The sequence below is a fragment of the Microbispora sp. NPDC004025 genome (assembly GCF_053604425.1).
This window is the reverse complement of the sequence record NZ_JBSGHN010000017.1, coordinates 13,630-38,360: the sequence shown is the minus strand read 5'-3', so window position 1 is coordinate 38,360 and position 24,731 is coordinate 13,630. Positions and strand designations below refer to the sequence as shown.

17 protein-coding genes are annotated in these 24,731 nt (G+C 70.8%); 7 read left to right on the top strand and 10 right to left on the bottom strand.

Features of this window, described 5'->3' with window-relative positions:
- The first annotated feature begins 110 nt into the window (after window positions 1-110).
- Window positions 111-2,093: an alpha-L-fucosidase gene (locus ACWEQG_RS32670; RefSeq protein WP_452290669.1), complete on the top strand. Its 1,983-nt coding sequence runs from the start codon at window positions 111-113 to the stop codon at window positions 2,091-2,093.
- 51 nt (window positions 2,094-2,144) lie between these two features.
- On the opposite strand, the gene ACWEQG_RS32665 is transcribed toward ACWEQG_RS32670, so the two are convergent.
- Entirely contained in the window at window positions 2,145-2,864 is a 720-nt protein-coding gene (locus tag ACWEQG_RS32665; protein WP_363471935.1) for a FadR/GntR family transcriptional regulator, read from the bottom strand.
- Window positions 2,865-3,288: 424 nt separating this feature from the next.
- Between ACWEQG_RS32665 and ACWEQG_RS32660 the strand changes: the two genes are divergently transcribed.
- From ACWEQG_RS32660 to gap, 4 genes are all read left to right on the top strand, one after another.
- Window positions 3,289-6,837 carry a glycosyl hydrolase family 95 catalytic domain-containing protein gene (locus ACWEQG_RS32660; protein WP_452290667.1) on the top strand — a complete coding sequence of 1,183 codons (3,549 nt, stop codon included), beginning with the start codon at window positions 3,289-3,291 and terminating at the stop codon, window positions 6,835-6,837.
- Window positions 6,838-6,958: 121 nt separating this feature from the next.
- A complete protein-coding gene (locus ACWEQG_RS32655; protein WP_452290665.1) occupies window positions 6,959-7,594 on the top strand; it encodes a hypothetical protein in 636 nt (211 codons plus the stop codon).
- 139 nt (window positions 7,595-7,733) lie between these two features.
- Window positions 7,734-8,681 (top strand): GlxA family transcriptional regulator, encoded by a 948-nt coding sequence (locus ACWEQG_RS32650; protein ID WP_452290663.1) that lies wholly within the window; start codon window positions 7,734-7,736, stop codon window positions 8,679-8,681.
- A 166-nt stretch (window positions 8,682-8,847) separates the two neighbouring features.
- Window positions 8,848-9,846: a type I glyceraldehyde-3-phosphate dehydrogenase gene (gene gap / locus ACWEQG_RS32645; protein WP_452290661.1), complete on the top strand. Its 999-nt coding sequence runs from the start codon at window positions 8,848-8,850 to the stop codon at window positions 9,844-9,846.
- 12 nt (window positions 9,847-9,858) lie between these two features.
- On the opposite strand, the gene ACWEQG_RS32640 is transcribed toward gap, so the two are convergent.
- Both ACWEQG_RS32640 and ACWEQG_RS32635 read right to left on the bottom strand, forming a co-directional pair.
- Window positions 9,859-10,578, bottom strand: coding sequence for a PP2C family protein-serine/threonine phosphatase (locus ACWEQG_RS32640; RefSeq protein WP_452290659.1), 720 nt, complete (start codon window positions 10,576-10,578; stop codon window positions 9,859-9,861).
- Window positions 10,479-11,114, bottom strand: a complete 636-nt coding sequence (locus tag ACWEQG_RS32635) for a GAF domain-containing protein (protein WP_452290657.1) — start codon at window positions 11,112-11,114, stop codon at window positions 10,479-10,481. The genes ACWEQG_RS32640 and ACWEQG_RS32635 overlap by 100 nt, the downstream gene beginning before the upstream one ends.
- Before the next feature lie 380 nt (window positions 11,115-11,494).
- On the opposite strand from ACWEQG_RS32635, the gene ACWEQG_RS32630 reads away from it, so the two are divergent.
- Window positions 11,495-12,109, top strand: a complete 615-nt coding sequence (locus ACWEQG_RS32630; protein WP_452290655.1) for a trimeric intracellular cation channel family protein — start codon at window positions 11,495-11,497, stop codon at window positions 12,107-12,109.
- Between the two features lie 25 nt (window positions 12,110-12,134).
- Here the strand turns inward: ACWEQG_RS32630 and ACWEQG_RS32625 are convergent, their stop codons facing one another.
- Window positions 12,135-12,710, bottom strand: a complete 576-nt coding sequence (locus tag ACWEQG_RS32625) for a TetR/AcrR family transcriptional regulator (protein WP_363469874.1) — start codon at window positions 12,708-12,710, stop codon at window positions 12,135-12,137.
- Between the two features lie 110 nt (window positions 12,711-12,820).
- Here ACWEQG_RS32625 and ACWEQG_RS32620 point away from each other — a divergent pair, with 110 nt between their 5' ends.
- Window positions 12,821-15,028, top strand: a complete 2,208-nt coding sequence (locus tag ACWEQG_RS32620) for a beta-glucosidase (protein ID WP_452290653.1) — start codon at window positions 12,821-12,823, stop codon at window positions 15,026-15,028.
- A gap of 89 nt (window positions 15,029-15,117) precedes the next feature.
- Here the strand turns inward: ACWEQG_RS32620 and ACWEQG_RS32615 are convergent, their stop codons facing one another.
- From ACWEQG_RS32615 to ACWEQG_RS32590, 6 genes are all read right to left on the bottom strand, one after another.
- Complete coding sequence (locus tag ACWEQG_RS32615) at window positions 15,118-18,657, bottom strand: lectin (RefSeq protein ID WP_452290652.1); 3,540 nt, start codon at window positions 18,655-18,657, stop codon at window positions 15,118-15,120.
- 68 nt (window positions 18,658-18,725) lie between these two features.
- Window positions 18,726-19,559: a sugar phosphate isomerase/epimerase family protein gene (locus tag ACWEQG_RS32610; protein WP_452290650.1), complete on the bottom strand. Its 834-nt coding sequence runs from the start codon at window positions 19,557-19,559 to the stop codon at window positions 18,726-18,728.
- A complete protein-coding gene (locus tag ACWEQG_RS32605) occupies window positions 19,556-20,773 on the bottom strand; it encodes a substrate-binding domain-containing protein (RefSeq protein WP_452290648.1) in 1,218 nt (405 codons plus the stop codon). The genes ACWEQG_RS32610 and ACWEQG_RS32605 overlap by 4 nt, the downstream gene beginning before the upstream one ends.
- A gap of 13 nt (window positions 20,774-20,786) precedes the next feature.
- On the bottom strand, window positions 20,787-21,719 hold the full coding sequence (locus ACWEQG_RS32600) for an ABC transporter permease (RefSeq protein ID WP_452290646.1): 933 nt from the start codon (window positions 21,717-21,719) through the stop codon (window positions 20,787-20,789).
- Window positions 21,716-22,717 carry an ABC transporter permease gene (locus ACWEQG_RS32595; RefSeq protein WP_452290644.1) on the bottom strand — a complete coding sequence of 334 codons (1,002 nt, stop codon included), beginning with the start codon at window positions 22,715-22,717 and terminating at the stop codon, window positions 21,716-21,718. The genes ACWEQG_RS32600 and ACWEQG_RS32595 overlap by 4 nt, the downstream gene beginning before the upstream one ends.
- Complete coding sequence (locus ACWEQG_RS32590) at window positions 22,714-24,138, bottom strand: sugar ABC transporter ATP-binding protein (RefSeq protein ID WP_363469894.1); 1,425 nt, start codon at window positions 24,136-24,138, stop codon at window positions 22,714-22,716. The genes ACWEQG_RS32595 and ACWEQG_RS32590 overlap by 4 nt, the downstream gene beginning before the upstream one ends.
- Between the last annotated feature and the right edge of the window lie 593 nt (window positions 24,139-24,731).

The window sequence follows — 24,731 nt, the reverse complement described above, 5'->3', positions numbered from 1 at the left end:
GGTGCACGTCCCCGGCGTGCAGGACGTCCACCCCACGCACGACCGGCGAGGTCCCACGGCCGGTCGGGAACGCCCCGGCAGAGCTCCCCCCGCTCCAGAGAGGTTCCCACATGTCCTCGTCTTCGTCGTTCCGGTCAAGCCGCCGTCAGCTGCTCGTCGCGGCGGGCCTCGGCGCGGCCGCCGGCATCCTCAAGGCCGCCCCGGCATGGGCCACCGCCGGGCCCCAGAGCTACAGCGCGAGCTGGTCGTCGGTCGACCAGCACCCGCCGGCCGCCGAGTGGTTCCAGGACGCCAAGTTCGGCATCTACTTCCACTGGGGCGTGTTCAGCGTCCCGGCGTTCGCGAACGAGTGGTACCCGCGCAACATGTACAACAACGGGTCGAACGAGAACAACCACCACAAGAGCGTCTACGGCGATCCGTCGGCGTGGCCGTACCACAACTTCGTCAACGGCGCCCGGGACAGGGCCGGCAACTGGGTGCAGTTCGCGCCGAAGCTGAAGTCGGCCGGAGGCGCCTTCGACCCCGACGAGTGGGCGCAGCTGTTCGCCGACGCCGGCGCGAGGTTCGCCGGCCCGGTGGCCGAGCACCACGACGGCTACTCGATGTGGAACAGCAGGGTCAACGAGTGGAACTCCGTCGCCACCGGGCCCAGGCTCGACCTGCTGCGGCTGCACGCCGACGCCATCCGGGCCAAGGGCCTGAAGCTGCTCGTCGCCATGCACCACGCCTACAACTTCACCGGCTTCTACCAGTGGGCGCCGTCCCAGTCCTCCGCCTCGCTCAAGAAGCTGTACGGCCAGCTCGGCTTCGCCGACGAACAGCAGCTGTGGTACGACAAGCTCAAGGAGGTCATCGACGGCTACCGGCCCGACATCATCTGGCAGGACTTCAACCTCAGCCGTCTCGACGAGTCGCGGCGGCTGGCCTTCCTGGCGTACTACTACAACCAGGCGGTCGCCTGGAACAAGGACGTCGTCGCGACGTACAAGGACGGGTTCAACACCAGGGGTGAGGTCTTCGACTACGAGCGCGGCGGACCCGCCGCCATCCAGACCCCCTACTGGCTGACCGACGACAGCATCTCCAGCTCCAGCTGGTGCTACACCAACGGCATCGGCTACTACTCCCTCAACGCCATGCTGCACTCGCTGATCGACCGGGTCAGCAAGAACGGCAACATGCTGCTGAACATCGCCCCGACGGCCGACGGCACCATCCCCTCCGGGCAGCGGTCGATCCTGCTGGGCATCGGGGACTACCTCAAGCGTTTCGGCGAGTCCGTCTACTCGACCCGCGCCTGGGCCGTCCACGGGGAGGGGCCGACGCAGATGGGCGGCGGTTCCTTCACCACGCCGCGGGCGGGGACCAACACCGACATCCGCTTCACCCGCAGCAAGGACAACACGGTCCTGTACGCCACCGTGCTGGGCTGGCCGGGCGGCACACTGCACATCACGACCCTGGGCTCGAACCGGATCAACCTGGGCAACCTCGCCTCGGTGCAGCTGCTCGGCTCCTCCGCCGGCCAGTACGTCACCCTGCCGAACCGCACCCAGGACGGCTCCGGCCTGCACGTCTCGATGCCCTCCTCCACCGCCCCGTTCAGCGCGCCGGCGTACGTGGTCAAGCTGACCTTCAACGGCCAGATCCCCGCGCTCGGCGGCGGCTCGACGCCGACGGGTTACGTGCGGATCACCAACGTCGCCACCGGCCTCGTCCTGGACAGCGGCGGCAACGTGGCGTCGGGGTCGAACCTCAAGCAGTGGAACTGGGACGGCAGCACCAACCTGCAGTGGCAGCTCGTCGACCTGGGCGGCGGCTGGTACCGCATCGTCAACCGCACCAACGGCATGGTCGCCGACAGCTGGGGCGACTCCACCAGCGGCGCCCTGTGCAAGCAGGCGTCCTGGAACGGCGGCGACAACCAGCAGTGGAAGCTGACCGACATGGGCAACGGCCGCTACCAGATCGTCAACCGCGGCACCGGGACGTGCCTGGACAGCGGCGGCATCACCACGGCCGGCTCCGGCGTGAAGCTGTGGGCGCCGGGCTCCAGCACCAACCTCCAGTGGACCGTCACCGCGGTCTGATCCACCCCGCCACACGCGCCCCGCGCTCACGCGCGGAGGGCGTGCGGCGTCTCACCGGTCCCCTGCCCGGCGCGGGTCGCCGTCGCCGGGCAGGCGGTTCAGGGACTCCTCGACCCCGATGAGATGGTTGGCCATCCGGATGCGCGCCCGTTCGGGATCGCGTGCCGCGAGCGCCGTCCAGATCGCCACGTGCTCGTCGTGGGTGCGCCGGTCGGCGTCCTCCTCGTGCAGGCTGCGCCACAGCCGCCCGTGGACGGTGCGCCTGGCGAACGCCTCGATCAGGCCGACCAGGACCGGGTTGTCGGAGTGGGCCGCGATGATGCGGTGGAAGGCGATGTCGATCTCGATGAGACGCTCGTGGTCGTGGGGCGCCTGACCGACCATGCGGGCCGCTTCGTCGAGCAGTTCTCTCGCCTGCGCGAGCGCCTCGTCGGTGATCCTGGTGGCGGCGATCCGCGCCGCCTCGCACTCGATCAGGCGCCTGACGGCGTACACGTGCCGCGGGTCGCCCTGGCCGTGGAGGTCGACGACGAAGCCCATCGGAGCCAGCAGCTGCGTCGCGTCGAGACCCGTGACATAGGTCCCGTCACCCTGCCGGGTGCTGACGATCCCGAGGATCGACAGGGCCGACACTCCCTCGCGCAACGCGCCGCGCGAGACTCCCAGCGACTCGGCGAGGTCCTTCTCGACGGGCAGGCGGTCGCCGGGCCGGAGCACCCCGTCGAGGATCATCCGCTTGATGCTGTCTACTACGTCCTCTGTGCGTGACATGGCAGTGGGTTCCCTCGGTCCCGGCCGGAGCCTCATGCGGGGGGGCGTCTTCCCGAGGCTCCGATCGTATTCCGCTCGGCCGGCGGCCCCAGGTGGCGGCGGACCCGCCACCGCAGGCGGCGCCACCGGTCAAAGATTAGATGTTTCCGGCCGCAAGCGGTTACAGATGCCGGTTTTCGGACTGTTTGATAACGACCGTTGACGCATACATCAAATCTTTGTAGCTTTGCGGTCACTCCCCCCACACAGAGCCTCGTTGAGCCGCCGGCCCCCTCGCACCCCCCTCGTCTCGTCGTTCGCGAGCTCGTCGTCCATGCGCGGGTGCCGGTTGTCCGCAAGGCCGCGATGCGCTTGGAGAAGCGAGATGCCAGACCTGTCGCGCAGGCAATTGATGAAGATCGGTACGGTCGGAGCAGGAGCTCTGATGCTGCCGATGCAGTGGACCGCGGTCGCCCGGGCCGGATCGGTGGCGCCCGCGGAGGTACGCGCGGCCAACGACCTGGCTCTCTGGTACGACAGAGGCGCCGGCACGGACTGGCTGCGCGCCCTTCCCATCGGCAACGGGCGCCTCGGCGCCATGGTGTACGGCAACGTCGACACGGAGCGGCTGCAGCTCAACGAGGACACGGTCTGGGGCGGCGGGCCGTACGACCAGAGCAACCCCAAGGGCCTGACGGCGCTGCCGGAGATCCGGCGCCTGGTCTTCGAGGACAAATGGGCCGAGGCCCAGACCCTGATCGACCAGAACATGCTGGGCAAGCCCGCGGGCCAGCTCGCCTACCAGACGGTCGGCAACATCAGGCTGACCTTCCCCGGCACCGGCGGGTTCTCCGAGTACAACCGCCAGCTGGACCTCACCACCGCCACCACGTCCGTCACCTACCTGCTGAACGGCGTGCGGTACAGGCGCGAGGTGTTCGCCAGCGCGCCCGACCAGGTCATCGTCATCCGCCTGACCGCCGACAAGCCCGGCTCGATCACGTTCAGCGCGACGTTCGACAGCCCCCAGCGCACGACGCTCACCAGCCCGGACGGCACGACGGTGGCGCTCGACGGCGTCTCGGGCAACTTCGAGGGCATCACCGGCCAGGTCAAGTTCCTCGCGCTGGCCAAGGCCGTCGCCGAGGGTGGCGCCGTCACCAGTTCCGGCGGAACGCTCCAGGTGTCGGCCGCCGACAGCGTGACGCTGCTGATCTCCATCGGCTCCAGCTACGTGAACTACAAGGACGTCAGCGGCGACTACCAGGGCATCGCGCGGCGGCACCTCGACGCAGCCCAGGGCAGGACCTACGACGCGCTGCGCAGCCGGCACGTGGCCGACTACCAGGCGCTGTTCGGGCGCACGACGCTCGAGCTCGGCCGCACCGACGCGGCCGACCAGCCGACCGACGTCCGGATCGCGCAGCACGGGGCCGTCGACGACCCGCAGTTCTCCGCGCTGCTGTTCCAGTTCGGCCGTTACCTGCTGATCTCCTCTTCGCGTCCCGGCACCCAGCCGGCCAACCTCCAGGGCATCTGGAACGACTCGCTGAGCCCGCAGTGGGACTCGAAGTACACCATCAACGCCAACCTGCCGATGAACTACTGGCCCGCCGACACGACGAACCTGTCGGAGTGCTACGAACCGGTGTTCGGCATGATCAAAGACCTCACCGAGACCGGCGCCCGCACGGCCCAGGTGCAGTACGGCGCCGGCGGCTGGGTCACCCACCACAACACCGACGCGTGGCGGGCCACCTCCGTCGTCGACGGCGCGTTCTGGGGCATGTGGCAGACCGGCGGCGCGTGGCTGGCCACCATGATCTGGGACCACTACCTGTTCACCGGCGACGTCGAGTTCCTCCGGAAGAACTACCCGGCCATGAAGGGCGCCGCCCAGTTCTTCCTCGACACTCTCGTGGAGGAGCCGAAGCTCGGATATCTGGTGACGAACCCGTCGAACTCGCCGGAGCTAGCCCATCACGCGAACGCCAGCGTGGCAGCGGGGCCCACGATGGACAACCAGATCCTGCGTGACCTTTTCCACGGCTGCGCCGAGGCGAGCGAGGTGCTCGGTGTGGACGCGAGCTTCCGGGCGCAGGTCCTGGCCGCCAAGGACCGGCTCCCTCCGATGAAGATCGGCTCGCGCGGCAACATCCAGGAGTGGCTCTACGACTGGGTGGAGACCGAGCGGAACCATCGGCACGTCTCGCACCTGTACGGCCTGCACCCCAGCAACCAGATCACCAAGCGCGACACCCCGGAGCTGTACAACGCGGCGCGGCGGACCCTCGAACTGCGCGGCGACGACGGCACGGGCTGGTCCCTCGCCTGGAAGATCAACTACTGGGCGCGGATGGAGGAGGGCAAGCGGGCGCACGACCTGGTCCGCCTCCTCGTGACGCCGGCCAGGCTCGCGCCGAACATGTTCGACCTGCACCCGCCGTTCCAGATCGACGGCAACTTCGGCGCCACGTCCGGCATCGCCGAGATGCTGCTGCAGAGCCACAACGGCGAACTGCACGTGCTGCCGGCGCTGCCCGAGGCATGGCGGAACGGGAAGGTGCGGGGCCTGCGGGGCCGCGGCGGCCACACCGTCGGCGCGGAGTGGAGCGACGGGCAGGCCGACGAGTACCTCGTCACGCCCGACCGCGACGGTGTCGTCAAGGTACGCGGCGGCATCTTCACCGGCCGCTACAAGCTCATCGACGTCGCCGGCGGCACGGTCAAGGTGGACAAGACCGAGCCCGACGCCGTCAAGATCACGGCGCAGGCCGGGCACACCTACCGGGCGTACGTGCTGCAGAAGGTCTCGGTGGCCGCGCCCGCCGAGGTCACGCCGGGTCAGGGGGCGAAGGTCCAGGTCACCGTCCGGGCGGTCGAGGCGTCGCTGGCGTCGGCGACGGTGGCCCTCAAGGCGCCGGAGGGGTGGACCATCGCCCCCGCGCAGGCCAACGTGGGGCCCCTGGCACCGGACGCGAAGGCCACGGTGGAGTTCACCCTCACTCCCGCCGCCGGCGCGGCGACCGGCACCGCGATCCTCACCGCCGTCGTCGGCGGCACCGAGGCGGGCGAGGCCTGGACCACGTCCACGAAGGCCACGGTGCAGGTGTGGGGTGGCGGGGAGAAGACGTTGGAGGAGCTCTTCAGCAACGTCGCCGTCACCGACGACACCAACACCGCCCCCGGAAACTTCGACGGCAACGGCGCCAGCATCTCCGCCCAGGGACTGGCGACCGTCGGTGTCACCCCCGGGGCCACCGTCACCAAGAACGGGCTGAAGTTCACGTGGCCCAACGTCGCGGTGGGCACCCCCGACAACGCCATCGCCTCGGGGCAGTCCCTCAAGGTGACCGGGACGGGCAAGACGCTCGGCTTCCTGCTGACCGGGACCTACGGCGCGGTGTCCGGCCCGGCCACCATCGTCTACAAGGACGGCACGAGGCAGACCTTCACCCTCAGCTCGCCCGACTGGTACGGCGCGCCCAGGCCGGAGGGCGACGCCGCCGTCGTGGCCCCCTACCAGAACCGGCCGAACAACCAGCGGCAGAACACCGCCGCCACCATCTACTACGTCGGCGTGCCGCTGCAGAACAAGGAGATCTCCCGCGTCGACCTGCCCAACATCAGCCCACGGGCGGCGAACAACGTCGCGACGATGCACATCTTCGCGGTCGCGCTCGACGCCGTCACGCCGCCCCCGGCGGTCAAGCTGACCGTCACCGCGACCACCCGCTGCATCGGCGCCTCGGCCTACCTGGCGGTCACGGCCGTCAACGACTCCGACGTGCCGGCCACGATCACGCTGACCACCCCGTACGGCACCAAGACGGTGGCGGACGTGGCTCCGGGCAAGCAGGCCTACCAGTCCTTCAACACCCGGGCCCCCCGGATCGACGCCGGGAAGGTCACCGTGACGGCGACCGCGACGATCGGCGGCAAGCAGGTCACCTCGACCTACGACGCGGCCTACTCCGCGGCCAGCTGCGGCTGAGCCGCACAACCGCGGTCAGCCGCCCTGACCGCACCGGGAGCGTCGGAGACGCCTCAGCACAACCCGGGGCCGGCCGGCCGACCAGCCGGCCGGCCCCGCCCCCCATTCACGGAGCGATCACATGAGAATCACCAGGACCACTCAGATACTCGCCGCGTCGGTGCTCGGCGTCGCGCTCGCCGGCGCCGGCCTGGCCGGTCCCGCGCTGGCCGACGACGAGCCCGGCAGCGGCATCGACGTGTCGGTGAACATCCAGCCCACCACCACCCCCGGTCAGCTGTCGATGACCGTGGCCGACAACAACGGGGTGTCCCTGCAGGAGAACGGCTCCGACGCCGCCGCCCGTCAGTTCACCGGCACTCTGCCGACGGTCACGGTGACCGACACCCGCACCCCCGAGGAGATCCCCGACGGGGAGTACTGGGCGGTCGTGGGCCAGGCCAGCCAGTTCGTCGCGGCCGACGACCCGGCCAAGACCATCGGTCCGCAGTACCTGGGCTGGAAGCCGCGTCTGCTGAGCGACTCCTCCACCGGTGCGGTCTCGGCCGGTGAGCCGGTCTCCAGTGTCATCTCCGACGGCACCGGGGCTCCCGAGGTGGGTCTGGAGGGCCAGGAGCTGCTGGTCTCGACCGCCGACTCCGCCGACGAGATCGGCACCTCGACGGTCAACGCCGACCTCGCCCTGCGCACCCCCGTCGACGTCGCCGCCGGCGAATACCACTCCACCCTGACCCTTTCGCTGTTCAACCAGTCCTGAAGCACACCCCGGCGGCCCCTGCCGGCAGTGGGGGCTGCCGGGGGCCGCTGATGGCCGGTGGCAGGATGCTTGCGGTAGTGCTCATCGCGGTCGCCGCGCGAGGGACGCCCGGCGGCCGCGGAGGAGTCGAGGGAGATCGATGAGCCGCAGGAACCACCGCGTCGCCGTGCTCGTGCTCGAGGGGGCGAAGCCGCTCGACGTCGGCATCCCCGCGCAGGTGTTCTCCAGCCGGCCGAGCATGCCGTACGAGGTGCGGGTGTGCGGCGCCGCCCCCGGGATGGTGACCGGCGGCGACGGCCTCTCCTATCACGTGGCCGAGGGCCTCGACGCCTTCGAGCAGGCCGATACCGTCTTCATCCCCGGCTATCGGGAGCCTGCGACCACGGAACCGCCGGCCGCGGTCGTCGCCGCGCTCATGGCCGCCCACGAGCGCGGGACCCGGCTCGCCGCCATCTCGACGGGGGCGTTCGCGCTGGCGGCGACGGGCCTGCTCGACGGCAAGCGGGCGACGACCCACTGGCACTACACCAAGGCCCTCGCCGACAAGCATCCGCTCGTGCGGGTGGACGAGAACGTGCTGTTCGTGGACGAGGGCAACGTGCTCACGTCGGCGGGCGCCGCGTCCGGTATCGACCTGTGCCTGCACCTGGTGCGGCGCGACCACGGCGTCGGGCTGTCCAACCACGTGGCGAGGCGGCTGGTGGCGGCGCCCTATCGCAGCGGAGGCCAGGCGCAGTACGTCCCCCGGAGCGTGCCCGAACCGCTCGGCGACCTGTTCGCGGGCACGCGCGAGTGGGCCCTGGCGCACCTGTCCGAACGGCTGACCCTCGACATCCTGGCCCGCCACGCGCGGGTGTCGGCGCGCACCTTCTCCCGGCGGTTCGTGGAGGACACCGGCTACACGCCCATGCAGTGGGTGCTGCGGGCGCGCGTGGACCTGGCACGCGAACTGCTCGAACGCACCGATCTGGGCGTGGAGCAGATCGCCGACCGGGTCGGGCTCGGCACCGGGGCGAACCTGCGCCTGCATTTCCAGCGGATTCTCGGCACCTCCCCGACGGAGTACCGCCACACCTTCTCCGCCTGACCTCCCCGGCCGGACGGGCAGCCACGCCGGTCCTCGTACGAGGTGGCGAGATCCTTGCGGTCAGTGGCGAAACTTCTGGCGGGATCCTTGCGCACGGTGTCGTTCGGGCCACTGTCGGCCCGTCGGCGGCGCGCCGATCATGGAGCGCGGAACGAAAGGAGCCACCATGACCCGCATCGCCGTCAACGGATTCGGCCGTATCGGACGCAACACCCTCCGCGCCCTGCTGGAACGCGGCAGCCACCTCGACGTGGTCGCCGTGAACGACCTCACCGCCCCCGAGACCCTCGCGCACCTGCTCAAGTACGACAGCGCGCTCGGCCGCCTCGGCCGCTCCGTCGAGGTCGACGGGACCGACCTCGTGGTCGACGGCCGCCGTATCGCGGTGCTCGCCGAGCGCGAGCCCGCCAAGCTGCCGTGGGCCGAGCTCGGCGTCGAGATCGTGCTCGAGTCCACCGGCCGCTTCACCAAGGCGGACGCCGCTCGCGCGCACATCGACGCGGGCGCGAGGCGCGTGCTGGTGAGCGCCCCCTCCGACGGCGCCGACGTCACGCTCGCCTACGGAGTGAACACCGAGGTGTACGACCCCGCCCGGCATGTGATCGTCTCGAACGCCTCGTGCACCACGAACGCGCTGGCTCCGCTGGCGTCCGTGCTGGACGACCTGGCCGGCATCGAGCACGGCTTCATGACCACCGTGCACGCGTACACGCAGGAGCAGAACCTCCAGGACGGCCCGCACCGTGACCTGCGCCGGGCCCGTGCCGCCGCCGTGAACATCGCGCCCACCACCACCGGGGCCGCCAAGGCCATCGGCCTGGTGCTGCCGAAGCTGGACGGCAAGCTGTCGGGCGACTCGATCCGCGTGCCGGTCCCGGTGGGTTCGCTCGTGGAGCTGAACACCACGGTCTCCCGCCGGGTCACCCGCGACGAGGTGCTCGCGGCCTACCGCGCCGCCGCCGACGGCCGGCTCAAGGGCATCCTCGACTACGCCGACGAGCCGCTGGTCTCCAGCGACATCACCGGCGAGGCCGCGTCGTCGATCTTCGACGCCGCCCTCACCCGGGTCGAGGGCACGCACGTCAAGGTGGTGGCCTGGTACGACAACGAGTGGGGCTTCGCGAACCGCGTCGTCGACACGCTCGAGCTGCTCGCCCGCGACTGAGCGGGGCCTCGCTCACAACGCGAGCTTCTGGTGCCGCCCCGTGCGCCACTCGACCAGCATCACCGTGGCGTCGTCCTGGAGCTGACCGCGCTGGTAGGAGAGGATCGAGTGGATCAGGCGGCGCAGGGTCTCCGGTGCGGAGACGCCGTCGGCCTCCCGCCGGATGACGAAGTCGGCGAAGCGGTCCAGCCCGAACCTCTCTCCGTCGGGAGTCAGCGCCTCGACGATGCCGTCGGTGTAGAGGAGCAGCCGGTCGCCGGGCTCGAGCTGGCGGCGCGCGAGCCCGGCGGCCGGGCCCAGGTGGAGACCCATGGGGGTGTCCGGTGGGCTTTCCAGCACCGAGGCCACCCGTCCCTGTCTCAGGACGAGCGGCGGGGGATGCCCCCGGTTCACCCAGGTCAGCCATCCTGTGCGAATGTCCAGGTCGGCCAGGACCCCGGTGGCGAACCGGGAGCTGGCGAACTGCCCGGCGATCGCCTCGTCGATCGCGTCGCTGATGTCGAGCAGTCCGGCCTGCGCCGGCGGCGGTTGTTGCGGTAGGCGCTCAGGGCGATCGCGGCGGTCAGGCCGGCGGAGGTGTCGTGCCCCATGGCGTCGAAGATCCCGATGTGGAGCGTGCCGCCGTCGAGGGCCTAGTCGAAGGCGTCGCCGCCGACGTGGTAGGCCGGTTCCAGCCCGGCGCTGACGGTCATGGTGTCGGTGGCGAAGTTCCTGATCGGCAGCAGGGTCCACAGCATCTCGGCCGACAGGTGCATCTCCTCGGTGCGCACGAGCCGCGCGAAGGCGTCGCTGTAGGCCCGCTTGCTCACCACCAGCAGCGCGACCAGGCTGGCCAGCTCGTTCGCGATGCGCTCGATGGTGTCGTCGACCACGGGCGCGGTCACCCCGAGCACGCCGACCCGCTCCGTACCGTTCAGCATCGGCACCCACAGGCGCCGGGGCCCCTCGCTGCCGAGCGGTTCGGCGGCCTCGGCGACGTACGGGTCGGTGGCGGGGCGCGCCTGGACGATCTCCTGGTTCCGGTAGGCGCGCCCGGCCAGGGTCGTGTCGATGGCGACGCGGTTCAGCGGTTCGCCGTACACGTCGCACTGTCCGGGCAGCGGCACCAGATACAGCGGCCGCAGGCTGGCCACATAGATCATGATCTCGGTGAAGCCGAGCGGCCGGACGTGCTCGATGACCGAGGCCGCCAGGTCGTCCAGTGGCGTGAGGTGGTGGTCGCGCACCAGACCGCCCCAGATGCGCCCGGTGTCAGGACACCCGATCACATGCCGTCCCCCGCTGCCCTTGCCCGTGTCGTCCGGACTTCCGCGGCCGGCGGGCGGAGGGTGCGGCCCCCGAGCTCTCGACGGCACAGTCCCGACGCTACCCCGGCGCGCTTCTCACGCGGTCGATGCGGAGGGCACGCGCGGGCCAGCGACGGACGGCGTGCCCGACGCTCCGGGTGATCCTTCTTAAGGGGACCCTCATGCGGGTGGTCCAGCGTCCTGCGGACGTCACATGAGGACCGCTCGGTTGGACACGATCACGAAGATCGTGATCACCTTCGCCGTCGGCCTGGGCGGGAACGGCACGGAGGACCTCCGCCGGGCCCGACTACCTGATCTTGACACGGCGATTTGCACTTTATGTGGGAGAATGTGGGCCCGTGACCCCCGTGCTCGACCTCGTCGGAATCTTCGTCTTCGCCCTGTCCGGCGCGCTCCAGGGCGTACGCGAACGGCTCGACGTGGTCGGCATCGCGGTGCTCGCGTTCTTCACCGCGGTCGGCGGCGGCATCATGCGTGACCTGTTCATCGGCGTGCAGCCCGCCGCGCTGCGGGACACCGCGTATCTCCTCGTGCCGGTCGTGGCCACCGTCATCGCCTTCTTCTGGCATCCCCAGGTCGAGCGGGCGATGCCCGCGGTGCTCGTCTTCGACGCGGCGGGTCTCGGCCTGTTCTGCGCGGTCGGGACCGCCAAGGCGCTCCACTACGGCCTCGCACCGATGCACGCCGTGTTCCTCGGGGTCTGTACGGCGGTCGGCGGCGGCGTCATCCGCGACGTCCTGTCCGGCGAGAGGCCGACCCTGCTCTACGACCGGGAGCTCTACGCCGTGCCGGCGATGCTCGGCTCGACGGCGATGGTCGCGCTGCACGCGCTGGACGTGCGGGGGTTCGTCGCCACCCTGTCCTCGGCCGTGCTCGCCTTCGCGTTCCGCATCCTCGCCATGCGGTATCGCTGGCGCGCGCCCCTGGCCAGAGGCGTCGGCAAGGCGCGGTGAGCCGGCCGGGAACCTCGTACGGCGGTCAGAGGGCGAAGAACCTGTCGGCGAAGGCCTCCCACTGGGCGAGGAAGTCGATGTCGGCGTCACGCAGCCAGTTGAGCTGCAGGCCGTCGAGGAAGGCGAGCAGGTCCACCGCGGCCCGGTCCGGCCGGGGATGCCAGGCCAGCAGGTAGCGTTCGAGCATGGCACGACCCTCGGTCAGCCGCGTCCGGAAGTAGGCGTGCGCGGGATGGGCGGGGTCCAGCGCCTCCGCCGACAACATCGTGTACAGCTGCACGAGTGAGCGTTGCGCGAGGTTGCGCCGGACGAATCCGGACATGACGGCGCGGGCGGTCGCCGGGTCGGGCGCCGGTTCGAAGGTGTCGGCGACGCTCGCGAGGTCGAGCGTGTCCCGGCGTTCGAGAACCGCGATGAGCAGGTCCTCCCGTGAGCGGAAGTGATGCAGCAGCCCCGCCTTGGTCATGCCGCAGGCCGCCGCGAACGCCTCGAGGGTGACGCCCTTGAATCCGGAGACGGCGATCAGCTCGGTGGCCGCCTGGAGGATCTCCTCCCGGCGCTCGGCGAGCGGCAGCCGGCGCCGTCCCGGTGCGGGGGTCATGCCGTCCTGGCTCCTGGGAGACGGGGGGTTGATTCGATCACGATACCAGCCTAGGTTATCTACCGTTTGGTAGATAGCGCTGTCGCGCCTGTTCAGAGAGTTGTGTGCGCATGTCGACGCCCTCCTCCCCCACCGCATTCTCCGCCGCCGTCGCCGCAGTGCGCGCCGGGCGGCCCCTCGACGAGGCGGTCGACGAGCTGCTGTCGCAGATGACCCGCGAGGAACGCCTGTGGCTGCTGGACGGGGACCTGCCGTTCTGGGAGGGCATGGCCGACATGATGACCAACGGGTACAACCTCACCCCCTACCCCATGGGCCGCGTCGAGCGGCTGGGCATCCCCGGCCTGTTGTTCTCCGACGGCCCGCGCGGTGTGGTGATGGGGCAGTCGACCGCCTTCCCGGTCTCCATGGCCCGCGGCGCGACCTGGGACGTCGAGCTAGAGGAGCGCGTCGGCACCGCGATCGGGCTCGAACTGCGCGCGCAGGGCGCCAACTTCTTCGGCGGCGTGTGCGTGAACCTGCCCCGCCACCCGTCGTGGGGCCGGGCCCAGGAGACGTACGGCGAGGACCCGGTCCTGCTCGGCGAGTTCGGTGCGGCGCTGACCCGGGGGGTGCAGCGCAACGCCATGGCCGTCGTCAAGCACTACGCGCTCAACAGCATGGAGAACGCCCGGTTCACGGTCGACGTCACCGCCGACGACGCGGCGCTGCACGAGGTCTACCTGGCGCACTTCCGGCGGATCGTGGAAGAGGGCGTGTCGGGCGTCATGACCGCCTACAACTCCGTCAACGGAGAGTGGGCCGGGCAGAACGAGCACCTGATGGAGGGCGTGCTCCGCGGCATGTGGGGCTTCGAGGGCGTCACCGTCTCCGACTTCATCTGGGGCCTGCGCGACGCCGCGGCCTCGCTGCGCGCCGGGCTGGACGTGGAGGAGCCCTTCCGCCAGCAGCGCGCCGAGCACCTGTCCGCCGACCTGGAGGCGGGCCGGGCGAGCTGGGACGACGTCGACCGGGCGGCCCGCCGCATCCTCGCCACCCAGCTGCGCCACTACGCCGCCCTCACCGAGCCCGAGCCCCCGCTCGACGTGGTGTTCAGCTCCGAGCACCGCGCACTGGCACGCGAGGTCGCCGCCCGCGGCATGGTGCTGCTCAAGAACGACCCGGTCGGCGACGCGCCCCTGCTGCCGCTGAGCCGGGACGCCCTCGCCTCCCTGGCGGTCGTCGGGCGCCTGGCCGACGTGGCCAACACCGGCGACAACGGATCCTCCGACGTACGCGCCCCGGAGGTGATCACCGCGCTGCGGGGGCTGACCGAGGCGCTCCCGGGGACCCGGATCACCCATGTGGCCGACGACGACCCGGCCGCGGCCGCCGCCGCGGCCGCACAGGCCGACGTCGCCGTCGTCGTCGCCGGTTACACCGCCGCCGACGAGGGCGAATGGATCGGCGGGGACGTGCTGGCCGACGCCGATTTGCTGGCGTTGTTCCCGCCGCCCGGCGACGATCCCGCCGGGCAGTCGTTCGCGGCCTTCCTCGCCGAGCCCGGTGCGGTGGAGTCCATGAGCGGCGGAAGCGCCGGCGGCGACCGCGCGAGCCTGCGGCTCCGGCCCGTCGACGCCGAGATCATCCGGGCGGTGGCGGCGGCCAACCCGCGCACCGTCGTGGTGATCGTCACCGCCGGGGCCGTCATCACCGAGGAGTGGCGCGACGCCGTACCCGCCGTGCTGGTCTCCTGGTACTCCGGCTGCGAGGGCGGCCGGGCCCTGGCCGACGTGCTGCTCGGCGACGTCGACGCGGCCGGGCGGCTGCCGTACTCGATCCCGGCCACGGAGGAGCACCTGCCGTACTTCGACCGCGACGCCACCGCCATCACCTACGACAAGTGGTTCGGTCAGCGGCTGCTGGACCGGGACGGCCACGCGCCGGCCTTCCCGCTCGGGTTCGGGCTGTCCTACACGAGCTTCGCCCTCGCCGACCTCACGGTCGGCGAGGGCGACGGCGACTCCATCACGGGAGTCGTGACCGTGACGAACACCGGCTCGCGCGCGGGCCGCCACGTCGTCCAGCTCTACGGGCGGCCCACCGGCATCGACGCGGCGGCCGACGACTTCCCCGCCCGGGTCCTGCTCGGCTTCGCGACCGTCGAGCTCGCCGCCGGGGAATCGGCCCGGGTCACCGTGCCCGCCTCGACCCGGCCGCTGCGGAGGTGGACGTCCGACGGGTTCGTCCCCGCCGCCGCGACGGCCGTGATCGAAGCCGCGGCCTACGCGGGCGACCCCGGCGCCGTCACCGCAGCCGCTGCGCTCGCGCTCGCCTGACAGCCGGAAGGCCGTCGCGGCATCGCGAGGCTTCCCCGGAGCCGGTCCGCCGAGGCGGACCGGCTCCGGGGCCGGGCGTCACATCGAGGTCACACCCGGGTCCACTTCTGGTTGTTCTGGCCGTTGCACGTCCAGATCTGCACCTTGGTGCCGTTGGCGGTGCCGTTCCCGGACACGTCCAGGCACTTGTTCGCGCCGACCGCGGTGATGCTGCCGTCGGAGTTCAGCCGCCACTTCTGGTTGTTCTGGCCGTTGCAGTCCCAGATGAGCACGCTGGTGCCGTCGGCCGTGCCCGCGCCGTTCACGTCCAGGCACTTGTTGCCGTAGACGCGCAGCTCACCGGCGCTGGTGGACGTCCACCGCTGGTTGGCCTGCCCGTTGCAGTCCCAGATGTTCACCTGCGCGCCGTTGGTCTGCGACGCGCCGCTGACGTCCAGGCACCGACCCGACGCCACACCCCGCAGGGCACTGGTGCTGGTGCCGCCCGAGGGCGACGCGGAGGGCGAGGGAGAGGGCGAAACCGACGGTGAGGGGGACGGCGAGGAGCCGCCGCCCTGTCCGACGCCCGTGCCGCCGAAGGTGAACGAGTCGACGTCGAAGGCGTTCGCCGACGGCGCCTTGAACACGACGTACACGTCGTGCGTGCCGCCGGGGTCGGTCACCCGCGCCGCGGGCAGGGACACGTAGTTGTTCCATCCCCCGGTCGCCGGCACCGAAGCGGAGGCGATGAGCGCCCCTGTCGGCGAGTCGGCGCGCAGTTCGATGGACGCCCCGGTGCTGGACGGCGCCGAGACGCGGAAGGACACCGTGTCGATTCCGGACAGGTTGAACGGGGTGAAGGAGATCCAGTCGTTGTTGGAGATGTCGCCGATCCGCCTGCCGCCCTCGGCCCCGGACTCGTCGACGATCCTGATGCCGGACGAGCCGGTCGCGTGCTCGGCCTGCTTGTGCTTGGGCTGCAGCGTGATGCCGGCGCTGCCCTTCAGGCCGCCCTTGTCGGTGTAGTCCGCACCCAGGACGTAGTAGACGTTGGAGGCCTCGTCATGGCCGGAGGCCGTGGTCGTGACCGTCCCCGAGCAGCCGGTGTACTGACCGGTGTCGTGGGCGTGCTGGTCGTGGCCGAGCGCGGTGAACACGTTGACCTTGGTGCAGTCGGCGGCGCCGTCCTCGGCGTCGGTGACGTTCAGCGTGTAGGTCACCCGGTCGCCGAAGTCGATGAACCCGCCGTCCGGCGGAGCCGAGAAGGCGACCGTGGGACGGGTGTTGCCGACCACGACGGGCACCGTGACGCTGGCCGTCTTCCCGCTCGCATCCCGTACGGTCAGCTTGGCGTTGTAGGTGCCGTTGGCGCTGTAGGTGTGGGACGGGTTGGCGCTGGTGGAGGTGCCGCCGTCGCCGAAGTCCCAGCTGTAGGTGATCGCTTCGCCGTCGGGGTCGGACGAGCCGGCCGAGGAGAACGCCACCGTCAGCGGCGCCTTGCCCGAGTCGGGGGTGGCGCTCGCCTTGGCGATGGGAGCGCGGTTGCCCACCACGTAGTCGATCCGGTAGACGGCGTCATCGGTGTTCGCGTGACCGAAGCCGTTGCCCCAGTCGGCCATGTACAGCGCGCCGTCCGGGCCGAACTTCATGTCGATCGGCGCGTGCGGGGCGATCTGGGCGACGAAGGGGTTGATCTTCAGGAGGTTGCCGGAGGAGTCCAGCCGCAGTTCCTTGACGAAGTTGCGGCTCCACTCGTAGAGGAACGGCGTGCCGTCGAAGTAGTCGGGGAACTTGCGGTCGGAGGTGCTGGAGGCGTCGTAGCGGTAGAACGGGCCGCCCATCGGCGCCGCCCCGCCACAGCAGTTGATCTCGGGGAACTCGGCCGAGGCGTGGTAGTTGTACCAGATGGTCGCGGACTTGGCCGCGGGCAGGTTGGTCAGGCCGGTGTTGTTGGGCGAGTTGTTGACCGGCGCCGAGCAGTTGAACTTCGCGCCGGAGGTGTTGGTGGCGAAGTTGAAGTCGTTGAACGGGATGTTGTTCCCGACGCAGTAGGGCCAGCCGTAGAAGCCCGGCTCCTTGATCAGGTTCCATTCGACGGTGCCCTCGGGACCGCGGTTGGCGTTCGCCGCCCCCGCGTCCGGGCCGTAGTCGCCGACCGAGATCCAGCCGGTGACCTTGTCGACGGAGAAGCGGAACGGGTTGCGGAAGCCCATCGCGTAGATCTCCGGCCGCGTCTTGGCGGTGCCGGGCGCGAACATGTTGCCGGACGGGATCGTGTACGTGCCGTCGGCCTCGGGGTGGATGCGCAGGATCTTGCCGCGCAGGTCGTTGGTGTTGGCCGCGGACCGCTGGGCGTCGTAGTGCTCCCGGCCCTGCCGCTCGTCGATCGGGGCGTAGCCGCTGGACCCGTTGGGGTTGGTGTCGTCACCGGGGCCGATGTACAGGTTGCCGCCCGGGCCGAACGCGAGGTAGCCGCCGGTGTGGCCGGGCTCGTCGACGTTGCGGTACGCCGGAACCTCGATGATCTTCTTCTCGCTCGACATGTCGAGGCTGGTGCCGTTGAAGGTGAAGCGCGACACCCGGTTCACCTCGCCGCCGTTGGACGGCGAGTAGTTGAGGTAGATCCAGCCGTTGGTGGCGAAGTTCGGGTCGAGCGCCAGCCCGATCCCGCCGTCCTCACCGCCGTCGTACACCGACAGGGTGCCGATGACGCGCGTGCCGCCGCCGCCCGCGGGGATCAGGTTCACCTTGCCCGACCGCGAGATGTAGAAGACCCTGCCGTCGGCGGCGACGTCCAGCTCCATCGGCTGGTCCGGCGCGCCGTCGAGGGTCACCTTCTGGAAGCGGGCCGCGATCGTGCCGCCGCAGTCGCCCGGCGCCGCGCCGGCCGCCCACTTCACCGCGCCCAGCAGGTGCTGCTTGAACAGCGACTCCGAGTAGGAGGACGCGTTGTGGCCCATGGCGGTCGCCCACACCCGGCCGCCCTCCGGGTTGTGACACCAGGAGATCGGGTGGTCGGCGCCCATCTTGTTCGCGCCCGCGTCGTAGGTGGTCTCGTCCGCGGTGACCAGCACGTGCACCGAGCCGCGCATGTTCTTGTCGAAGTTGTACCACTCCTCGGTGCGCACCCACCGGTCCGGCAGGCCCTTGGTCGAGGGGTGCACCTTGTCGGCGACCTTGGCGGTGCCCTGGACGATCGAGGAGTGCTGGGTCATGTGCGCGCCGGCCAGCACGGTCTGGTCCCACCAGGGGAACTGCGACTCGATGTTCATGTCGACGGCGTTGTGGATCGCCACGACGCCGTGGCCGCTGCGCACGTAGGCCTGCATGGCCTGACGCTGCGCGTCGTTGTCCCACACCATGCCCGACGTCTGGAGCATGATCACCGCGTCGTAGTTGTTGAGGTTCGACGTGGTGAAGACGGAGGAGTTCTCGCTCGTGTCGAGCTGGAAGTTGTTGTCCGTCGCCAGCTGCTGGAACGCCGCGATGCCGGCGGCGATGGAGTCGTGCCGGTAGGCGCCGGACGCGGTCTTGCTGAACAGCAGCACCTTGAACTGCGGTGCGGCCGCGTGCGCCACCAACGGCACCGCGGACAGCAACAGCCCTAACAGGGCCGCGGCCAGAGCGGGCAGTAAGCGTGATCTTCGCATGAGGGATCTCCTGGGGGGTTACCGGTGACGGCCGGAGTTACGGGGTGCGAAGGCATGTGATCGGCCGGTCAGGCCATGAGGGTGCGGAGAAAGGCGAGTCCTTCGGTGGCGAGGGCGTCCTGGCTCGGGGCGAGCGGACGCCAGACGGACGCCGCGGTGGCGATGGTCTGGTTGTCGGCGGTGAAGGACTCGATCACGAGAGGGCCGCGGTAGTCCACGTCGCGCACGGCCGCGGCGAAGCCCGGCCAGTCGAAGTGGTCGGCGCCCGGGGCGCCGCGGTCGGTCCCGCACACCTGGATGTGCGCGATCCTGTCCCCCGCCAGGCGGACGGCCCGGAGGGGATCCTTCTCCTCGATGTTCAGGTGGTAGGTGTCGAGGGCGAGCCCGCACTCCTCCGGGAGGGCTTCGAGCGCCTGCTCGACGGTGTTGAGGACACTGGTCTCGTACCGGTTGAGCGGTTCGACGCCGAGCCGGACCCCGCGTTCGGCCGCGTAGGCGACGACCGGTTTCAGGTTCTCCCCCAGCTCGGTGTAGACCGCGCGCCGCTCGTCCGCGCTCATCCGCCAGGCGCGGCCGACGGAGGCGTACGCCGGGCCGCTGATCGCCGGCGCGCCGACGGTCACCGCCACGTCCACGCAGTGCCGCAGGTAGTCCTGGGTCTCCTGCACGCACTCGGGCGAGGCGTCGACGAGCTCGCGTCCCGGTGGCATCGTGAGCACGACCGACGCGCCGAGCCCGAGCCCGTCCAGGAGGGCCGCCGCCCTCTCCGGGTCCCAGTCGCCTGGATGCTCGACCGGCAGTTCGACGACGTCGAAGCCCCACTCCGCGATCCGCGGCGCGAGGGCGGCCAGGGACTCGTCGGTGAGCGGCGAGACCCAGACCCACGTGTTGACGCCGATCACGACGTGCCACCCCACTTCGCGGGGTAGCCGGGCATGTCCTCGCACCCGCACAGGGCGTAGTGCAGCGGCGGCAGGCCGGGCTTGAGGTAGGTGGCGAGGTTCTCCTGCGTGATCGCCGGTTGCGGGAGGTTCCAGACCTTCGGCACCTGCTCGCCCTTCAGGATCTTGAGCGCCGCGATGATCGGCGTTCGCCACTGGTAGGTCGGATAGGTCGGCGCGATCGCGGTCAGCTTCGCGTCGCTCCACTTCCGCAGGAAGTCCTGCTGGTCCTCGCCGTTGATCGGCGGCACGGGCTGGCCCGCGTCCTCGAACGCCTCGACGGCCGCGACGGCGGTGGCGCCCGCGTCCATCCAGACCCCGTCGATCTTGCCGTAGCGCTGGATGTAGTCACTGACGATGCTCTTGGTCTTCGCGGCGTCGCCGTCGGTGAACTCCACGCCGACGACATCGAGGTCGCTCTTGTCGAAGGCGACCTTCGCCGCCGACCACCGGGTCTCCAGCACGTCGACACCGGGCAGGATGCGCAGCGCCAGGATCTTCCCGCCGGCCTGCACCTTGCCGGTGAGGAACTCGGCCGCCTCGGCGCCGAAGGCGTAGCCGCCGATCGGCTTGATGAAGGTGACCGGGCAGTCGGTCTGGACCCCCCGGTCGAACACGATGACCGGCACCTTCGGGCACGCCCCGGCCACCGCGGGAGTCAGCGTGGCCGTGGTGTTGGGCGAGACGATCAGCGCGTCGCAGCCCTTGCCCTGCAGTTCCGCGATGTCGGAGATCTGCTTGTCGTCCTTGCCCTCGGCGTCCAGGGCGGTGAACTTCGCGATCTCCTTGTGCAGGGCGACCTCCGCCTGCATGGTCTTCCAGCCGACCTGCCGCCAGGGGTTGTTGACCGCGGCGTTGGAGAAGCACAGGTGGTACGGCCCCGCCTTCTTGTACTCGGCGGTGTCGACGAGCTGGGGGTCGATGCTCTGCTCCCACGGCTTGTCCGACGGGCCGGTCGGCTGCGCCCGGCGCATCGCCATCTGGGCGTCGTAGTCGGCCTGCACGAAGAACTTCGACTGCGCGCCGGTGCCCTTGTCCTCCTGCGCGGCCGACCCGGCCGGCGCGGCGGAGGCGGAGGCCGAGGACACGGGCTTGTCGCTGGTGCACGCGGCCGCCGGCAGCGTCAGCGCGGCCAGCGCGGCGGAGGCGAGGAGCCGCCGCGAATATGAACGCATGGTCTTCCTTCCGTCACGAGACCGCCGCGGTTCTTCTGCGCGGGAGGTTCACGGCCCCCAGCGCCACCGCGGCGATGATGATCACGCCCTGTACGGCCGGCTCCAGCGCCCCCGAGATGCCGTACAGGTTGAGCAGGGTGAACAGCGCCTCCAGGGTGAAGGCGCCCGCCATGGCGGCGACCACGGAACCGCGGCCGCCCCCGAGGGCCACGCCACCGAGCACGACAGCGGTGATGGCCTGGAACTCCAGGCCCTGACCGACCTGCGCGGACACCCCGGCGAAGCCGCCGAGCAGGATCGCGGCGACCGCCGCGGACAGCCCGGAGATCATGAACGCCACCGTCCGCACGCGGGCGACGCGGACGCCGGACAGAGCCGCCGCCCGGTCGTTGTCGCCGGCCGCGATCAACGTGTGGCCGAAACCCGCGCGCATCGCCCAGATCGCGGCCGCCGCCACCGCGACGAGGATGAGGACCGACCAGGGCACAGGGCCGAGGCTCCCCCGGCCCAGCTCGCGGAACTCCGGGGACAGGGCGCCCCGGGGCGCGCCGCCCGTCCAGAGGAAGACCGCCCCGGACAGGATCAGCAGCATGCCGAGGGTCGTGATGAACGACGGGACCCGGAGCAGGGTGGTCACGATCCCGTTGACCAGCCCGGTGAGCGGCCCGATGACGATCAGCAGGGCCAGCACGGGCCAGGTCGCCTCCGCCGAGCCGTCGATGAGCCGGGCGGCGATCACCACCTCGGCGGTGACGAGCGAGCCGACCGACAGGTCGAACTCGCCGGACACGATGACGAAGTACTGCCCGGCCGCGAGGATGACCAGCGGCGCGGCCCGTTTGACGAAGGCGAGGAAGGCGGACGGCTCCAGGAAGTACGGGTTGACGACCGCGATGGCGACCAGCAGCCCGGCCAGCACGACGAAGATCGGCAGCGCGCGTCTCATGCGGTCCGCCTCCTGCGGGCGTAGATCGCCAGGGCGGCCACCAGGACCACGCCCCGTACGACGTCCTTGGCGAAGGAGTCGACCTCGAGCTGGTTGAAGATGCTGTCGAGGACGGCCAGGAGCAGGACGCCGCCGACGGTCCCGGCGACCCCGCCGCGGCCTCCGGCCAGAGCCGTCCCGCCGAGCACGACCGCGGCGATCGACTCCAGGTCGTATCCGCCGTCGGTTCCCACCGTCGGCGCGCCCGCCCCGAGCCGGGAGGCGAGCAGCAGCCCGGCGATCCCGGCGCAGACCGAGCAGAGCACGTGGGCGGTGACCACGACCCGCCCGGTGCGGATGCCCGACAGGCGCGCGACCTCCGCGTCCCCGCCCACGGCGTAGATCCGGTATCCCAGCCGCGTCCGGCTGAGCATGAGCCACGCGGACGCCGCGACCGCGGCCCACAGCAGCGCCGACACCGGCAGCGGCCCGATGCGGTCGTACCCGAGATGCTGGAAGGACTCCGGCACGCTGCCCGCGGGCCCGTCGTACCGCTCGTCGAGCACCCCTCTGAGGATCAGCGCGACCCCGAGCGTGGCGATGAAGGCGTGCACCCGGAGTCTGGTGACGATCAGGCCGTTCACCAGCCCGGCCGTCGCGCTGACCGCCAGCACCGCCGCGACCGCGAACGGCACGCCCGCGTCGGAGCCGGCCATGATCTCGGCCGCGACCAGCGAGGTCAGGCTGATCAGATAGGCCACCGAAAGATCCAGGCTCCCGGCCAGGATCACCAGGGTCTGGCCGACCGCGACGATGCCGAGGGCCGCCGACCGCTGCTGGATGCCGACGATGTTCTCCTGGCTGAGGAACTGCCCGCCGTCCAGGGCGAACAGCAGCCACCCCAGCACGACGAGCAGGACCAGCGCCACGTAGACGGCGCGGGCGGGCCGGTCGGCCGACAGCCGCCGCAGGAACGAGCCCCCGGCCGGTACGCGCCGGAGCTTCAGCTGCTGGGTCATGACGCGGCCGCCAGGTGCATCACGGCTTCCTCGGTGGAGCCGGCGGGCAGCTCCCCGGCGATGCGGCCGTCCCGCAGCACCACGATGCGATCGCTCATGCCGATGAGCTCGGGGAGCTCCGAGGAGATCATCAGGACGGCCACGCCGTCGCCTGCGAGTTCGCGCATCAGCTCGTGGATGGCGGCCTTGGCGCCGACGTCGACACCGCGGGTGGGCTCGTCGAACAGCAGGACGCGCGGCGCGACCGACATCCACTTGGCCAGCACGACCTTCTGCTGGTTGCCGCCGGACAGCAGCCGGACCTCCTGGGTGGGCCGGGGCGGGTTGAGCCGCACCCGCTCGAGCAGCCGCTCGACGCCGGGCCGACGGGCCTTGGTCGCCCGGGCGACGAGCAGGGCGTTGTCGCCCACCCGCTGGTTGAGCAGGAGTCCTTCGGCCTTGCGGTCCTCGGTGACCAGGCCGATCCCGGCCGCGATGCCCTCTCGTGGCGAGCGGGGACGGCGGGGCGTCATCTCGCCCCCGGTGAACGGCTCGGCGCCGAACAGCGCCTTGGCCAGCTCGGTGCGGCCCGAGCCCTGCAGCCCGGCCACTCCGACGATCTCCCCCGCGCGCAGGTCGAGGTCGATGCCGTGCAGCCGGGCGTTGCCGCCGCCGCGCACGCTCAGCAGCACCTCCCCGGGCGGTTCCGCCGCCCGGGGCGGGTAGTACGACCGCAGCTCCCGCCCGACCATCAGGCGGACCAGGGTCGCGGTGTCCAGGCTCGACGCCGCCGCGGTGGTGACCCGGGCGCCGTCCTTGAGCACGGTGATCCGGTCGGCGAGATCGAAGATCTCGCGGAGCCGGTGCGAGATGTACAGGACCGCGATGCCACGCCCGGTGAGCCGCCGCACCAGCGTGTAGAGCAGCTCGACCTCGTGGCCGGCCAGGGCTGCGGTCGGCTCGTCCATGACCACGATCCGGGCGTTCAGCGACAGCGCCTTGGCGATCTCGACGACCTGTTGCTGCGCGACCGAGAGCCGCCGGACGAGATCGCGCGGCCCGAACGCCTCCTCGCCGAGAGACTCCAGCAGCTCGCCGGTCGCCGACTCCATCGCGGCCCGGTCGACCAGCCCCCGCCGGACGGGTTCCCGTCCGAGGAAGACGTTCTCGGCCACCGTCCGCTCCGGCAGCAAGGTGAGCTCCTGATGGATGATCGCCACGCCTGCCCGCTGCGCCTCGACCGGGTGCCCGAACGCCACGCTCCGGCCGTCGATCTCGATGGTCCCCTCGTCCGGGGTGTGCACGCCGGCCAGGATCTTCATCAGCGTCGACTTGCCCGCGCCGTTCTCCCCCACCACCGCGTGGACCTCACCGGCGGCCGCCTCCAGATCGACCCCGCCGAGAACCCGGACGCCAAGGAAGCTCTTGCCGATACCGGTCATCCTCAGCACGCGGCCCACCTGTCGGGGCGTACGGCCGCACCGGCCATGCCGGAAGCTGCACGCGGCATCGCAGCCGGGAGACCGGCCGGGACACGTCTCCGCGCCGTCCGGGGTGAGCAGTCGTGCACGGGATCTCCTTGCGGGGGGTGGGAGTCGTGCTGCGCCCGATGTCCGGTTCACCGAGTCGGTCGCCGGCGAGGGCGTTACGGCCGCCGGACCGGCTCGCGGCCGGCGCAGCCGGAACGATTTCGACGGTGCCGGCGCGACGGACACCGGGTCTGACCTGCGACATTTGTCGAATCGATTCGGAACGACCATAGGTCTGCGCCTCATGCCTGTCAAGCATGCTTATCGACGATCCATTGGATGTCTGTTCACACACAACGAGCACGCCGTCGCCACCTAGATCGAGAATCCCCATCTCAACGTGGTGCCGATGATGCCGTGCCCCGCTCGCCCGATCCAGCCGAGCGGCGATCAGTACTATCTTTCGACTGCTCAGCCAGACATAGGTATGAAACTTTCACGTTCTGCGCGCAGCGTCGCTTGCGTCAGACGGGAGCCGACCACCCGGGGCGCCTGAGCTTGTCCGG

Bases quoted from the DNA above. Each gene is read 5' to 3' on its own strand.
- ACWEQG_RS32670 (WP_452290669.1), top strand. From the start codon at position 111: ATGTCCTCGTCTTCGTCGTTCCGGTCAAGCCGCCGTCAGCTGCTCGTC.
- ACWEQG_RS32665 (WP_363471935.1), bottom strand. From the start codon at position 2,864: ATGTCACGCACAGAGGACGTAGTAGACAGCATCAAGCGGATGATCCTC.
- ACWEQG_RS32660 (WP_452290667.1), top strand. From the start codon at position 3,289: ATGCTGCCGATGCAGTGGACCGCGGTCGCCCGGGCCGGATCGGTGGCG.
- ACWEQG_RS32655 (WP_452290665.1), top strand. From the start codon at position 6,959: ATGAGAATCACCAGGACCACTCAGATACTCGCCGCGTCGGTGCTCGGC.
- ACWEQG_RS32650 (WP_452290663.1), top strand. From the start codon at position 7,734: ATGAGCCGCAGGAACCACCGCGTCGCCGTGCTCGTGCTCGAGGGGGCG.
- gap (WP_452290661.1), top strand. From the start codon at position 8,848: ATGACCCGCATCGCCGTCAACGGATTCGGCCGTATCGGACGCAACACC.
- ACWEQG_RS32625 (WP_363469874.1), bottom strand. From the start codon at position 12,710: ATGACCCCCGCACCGGGACGGCGCCGGCTGCCGCTCGCCGAGCGCCGG.
- ACWEQG_RS32620 (WP_452290653.1), top strand. From the start codon at position 12,821: ATGTCGACGCCCTCCTCCCCCACCGCATTCTCCGCCGCCGTCGCCGCA.
- ACWEQG_RS32615 (WP_452290652.1), bottom strand. From the start codon at position 18,657: ATGCGAAGATCACGCTTACTGCCCGCTCTGGCCGCGGCCCTGTTAGGG.
- ACWEQG_RS32605 (WP_452290648.1), bottom strand. From the start codon at position 20,773: ATGCGTTCATATTCGCGGCGGCTCCTCGCCTCCGCCGCGCTGGCCGCG.
- ACWEQG_RS32600 (WP_452290646.1), bottom strand. From the start codon at position 21,719: ATGAGACGCGCGCTGCCGATCTTCGTCGTGCTGGCCGGGCTGCTGGTC.
- ACWEQG_RS32595 (WP_452290644.1), bottom strand. From the start codon at position 22,717: ATGACCCAGCAGCTGAAGCTCCGGCGCGTACCGGCCGGGGGCTCGTTC.
- ACWEQG_RS32590 (WP_363469894.1), bottom strand. From the start codon at position 24,138: ATGACCGGTATCGGCAAGAGCTTCCTTGGCGTCCGGGTTCTCGGCGGG.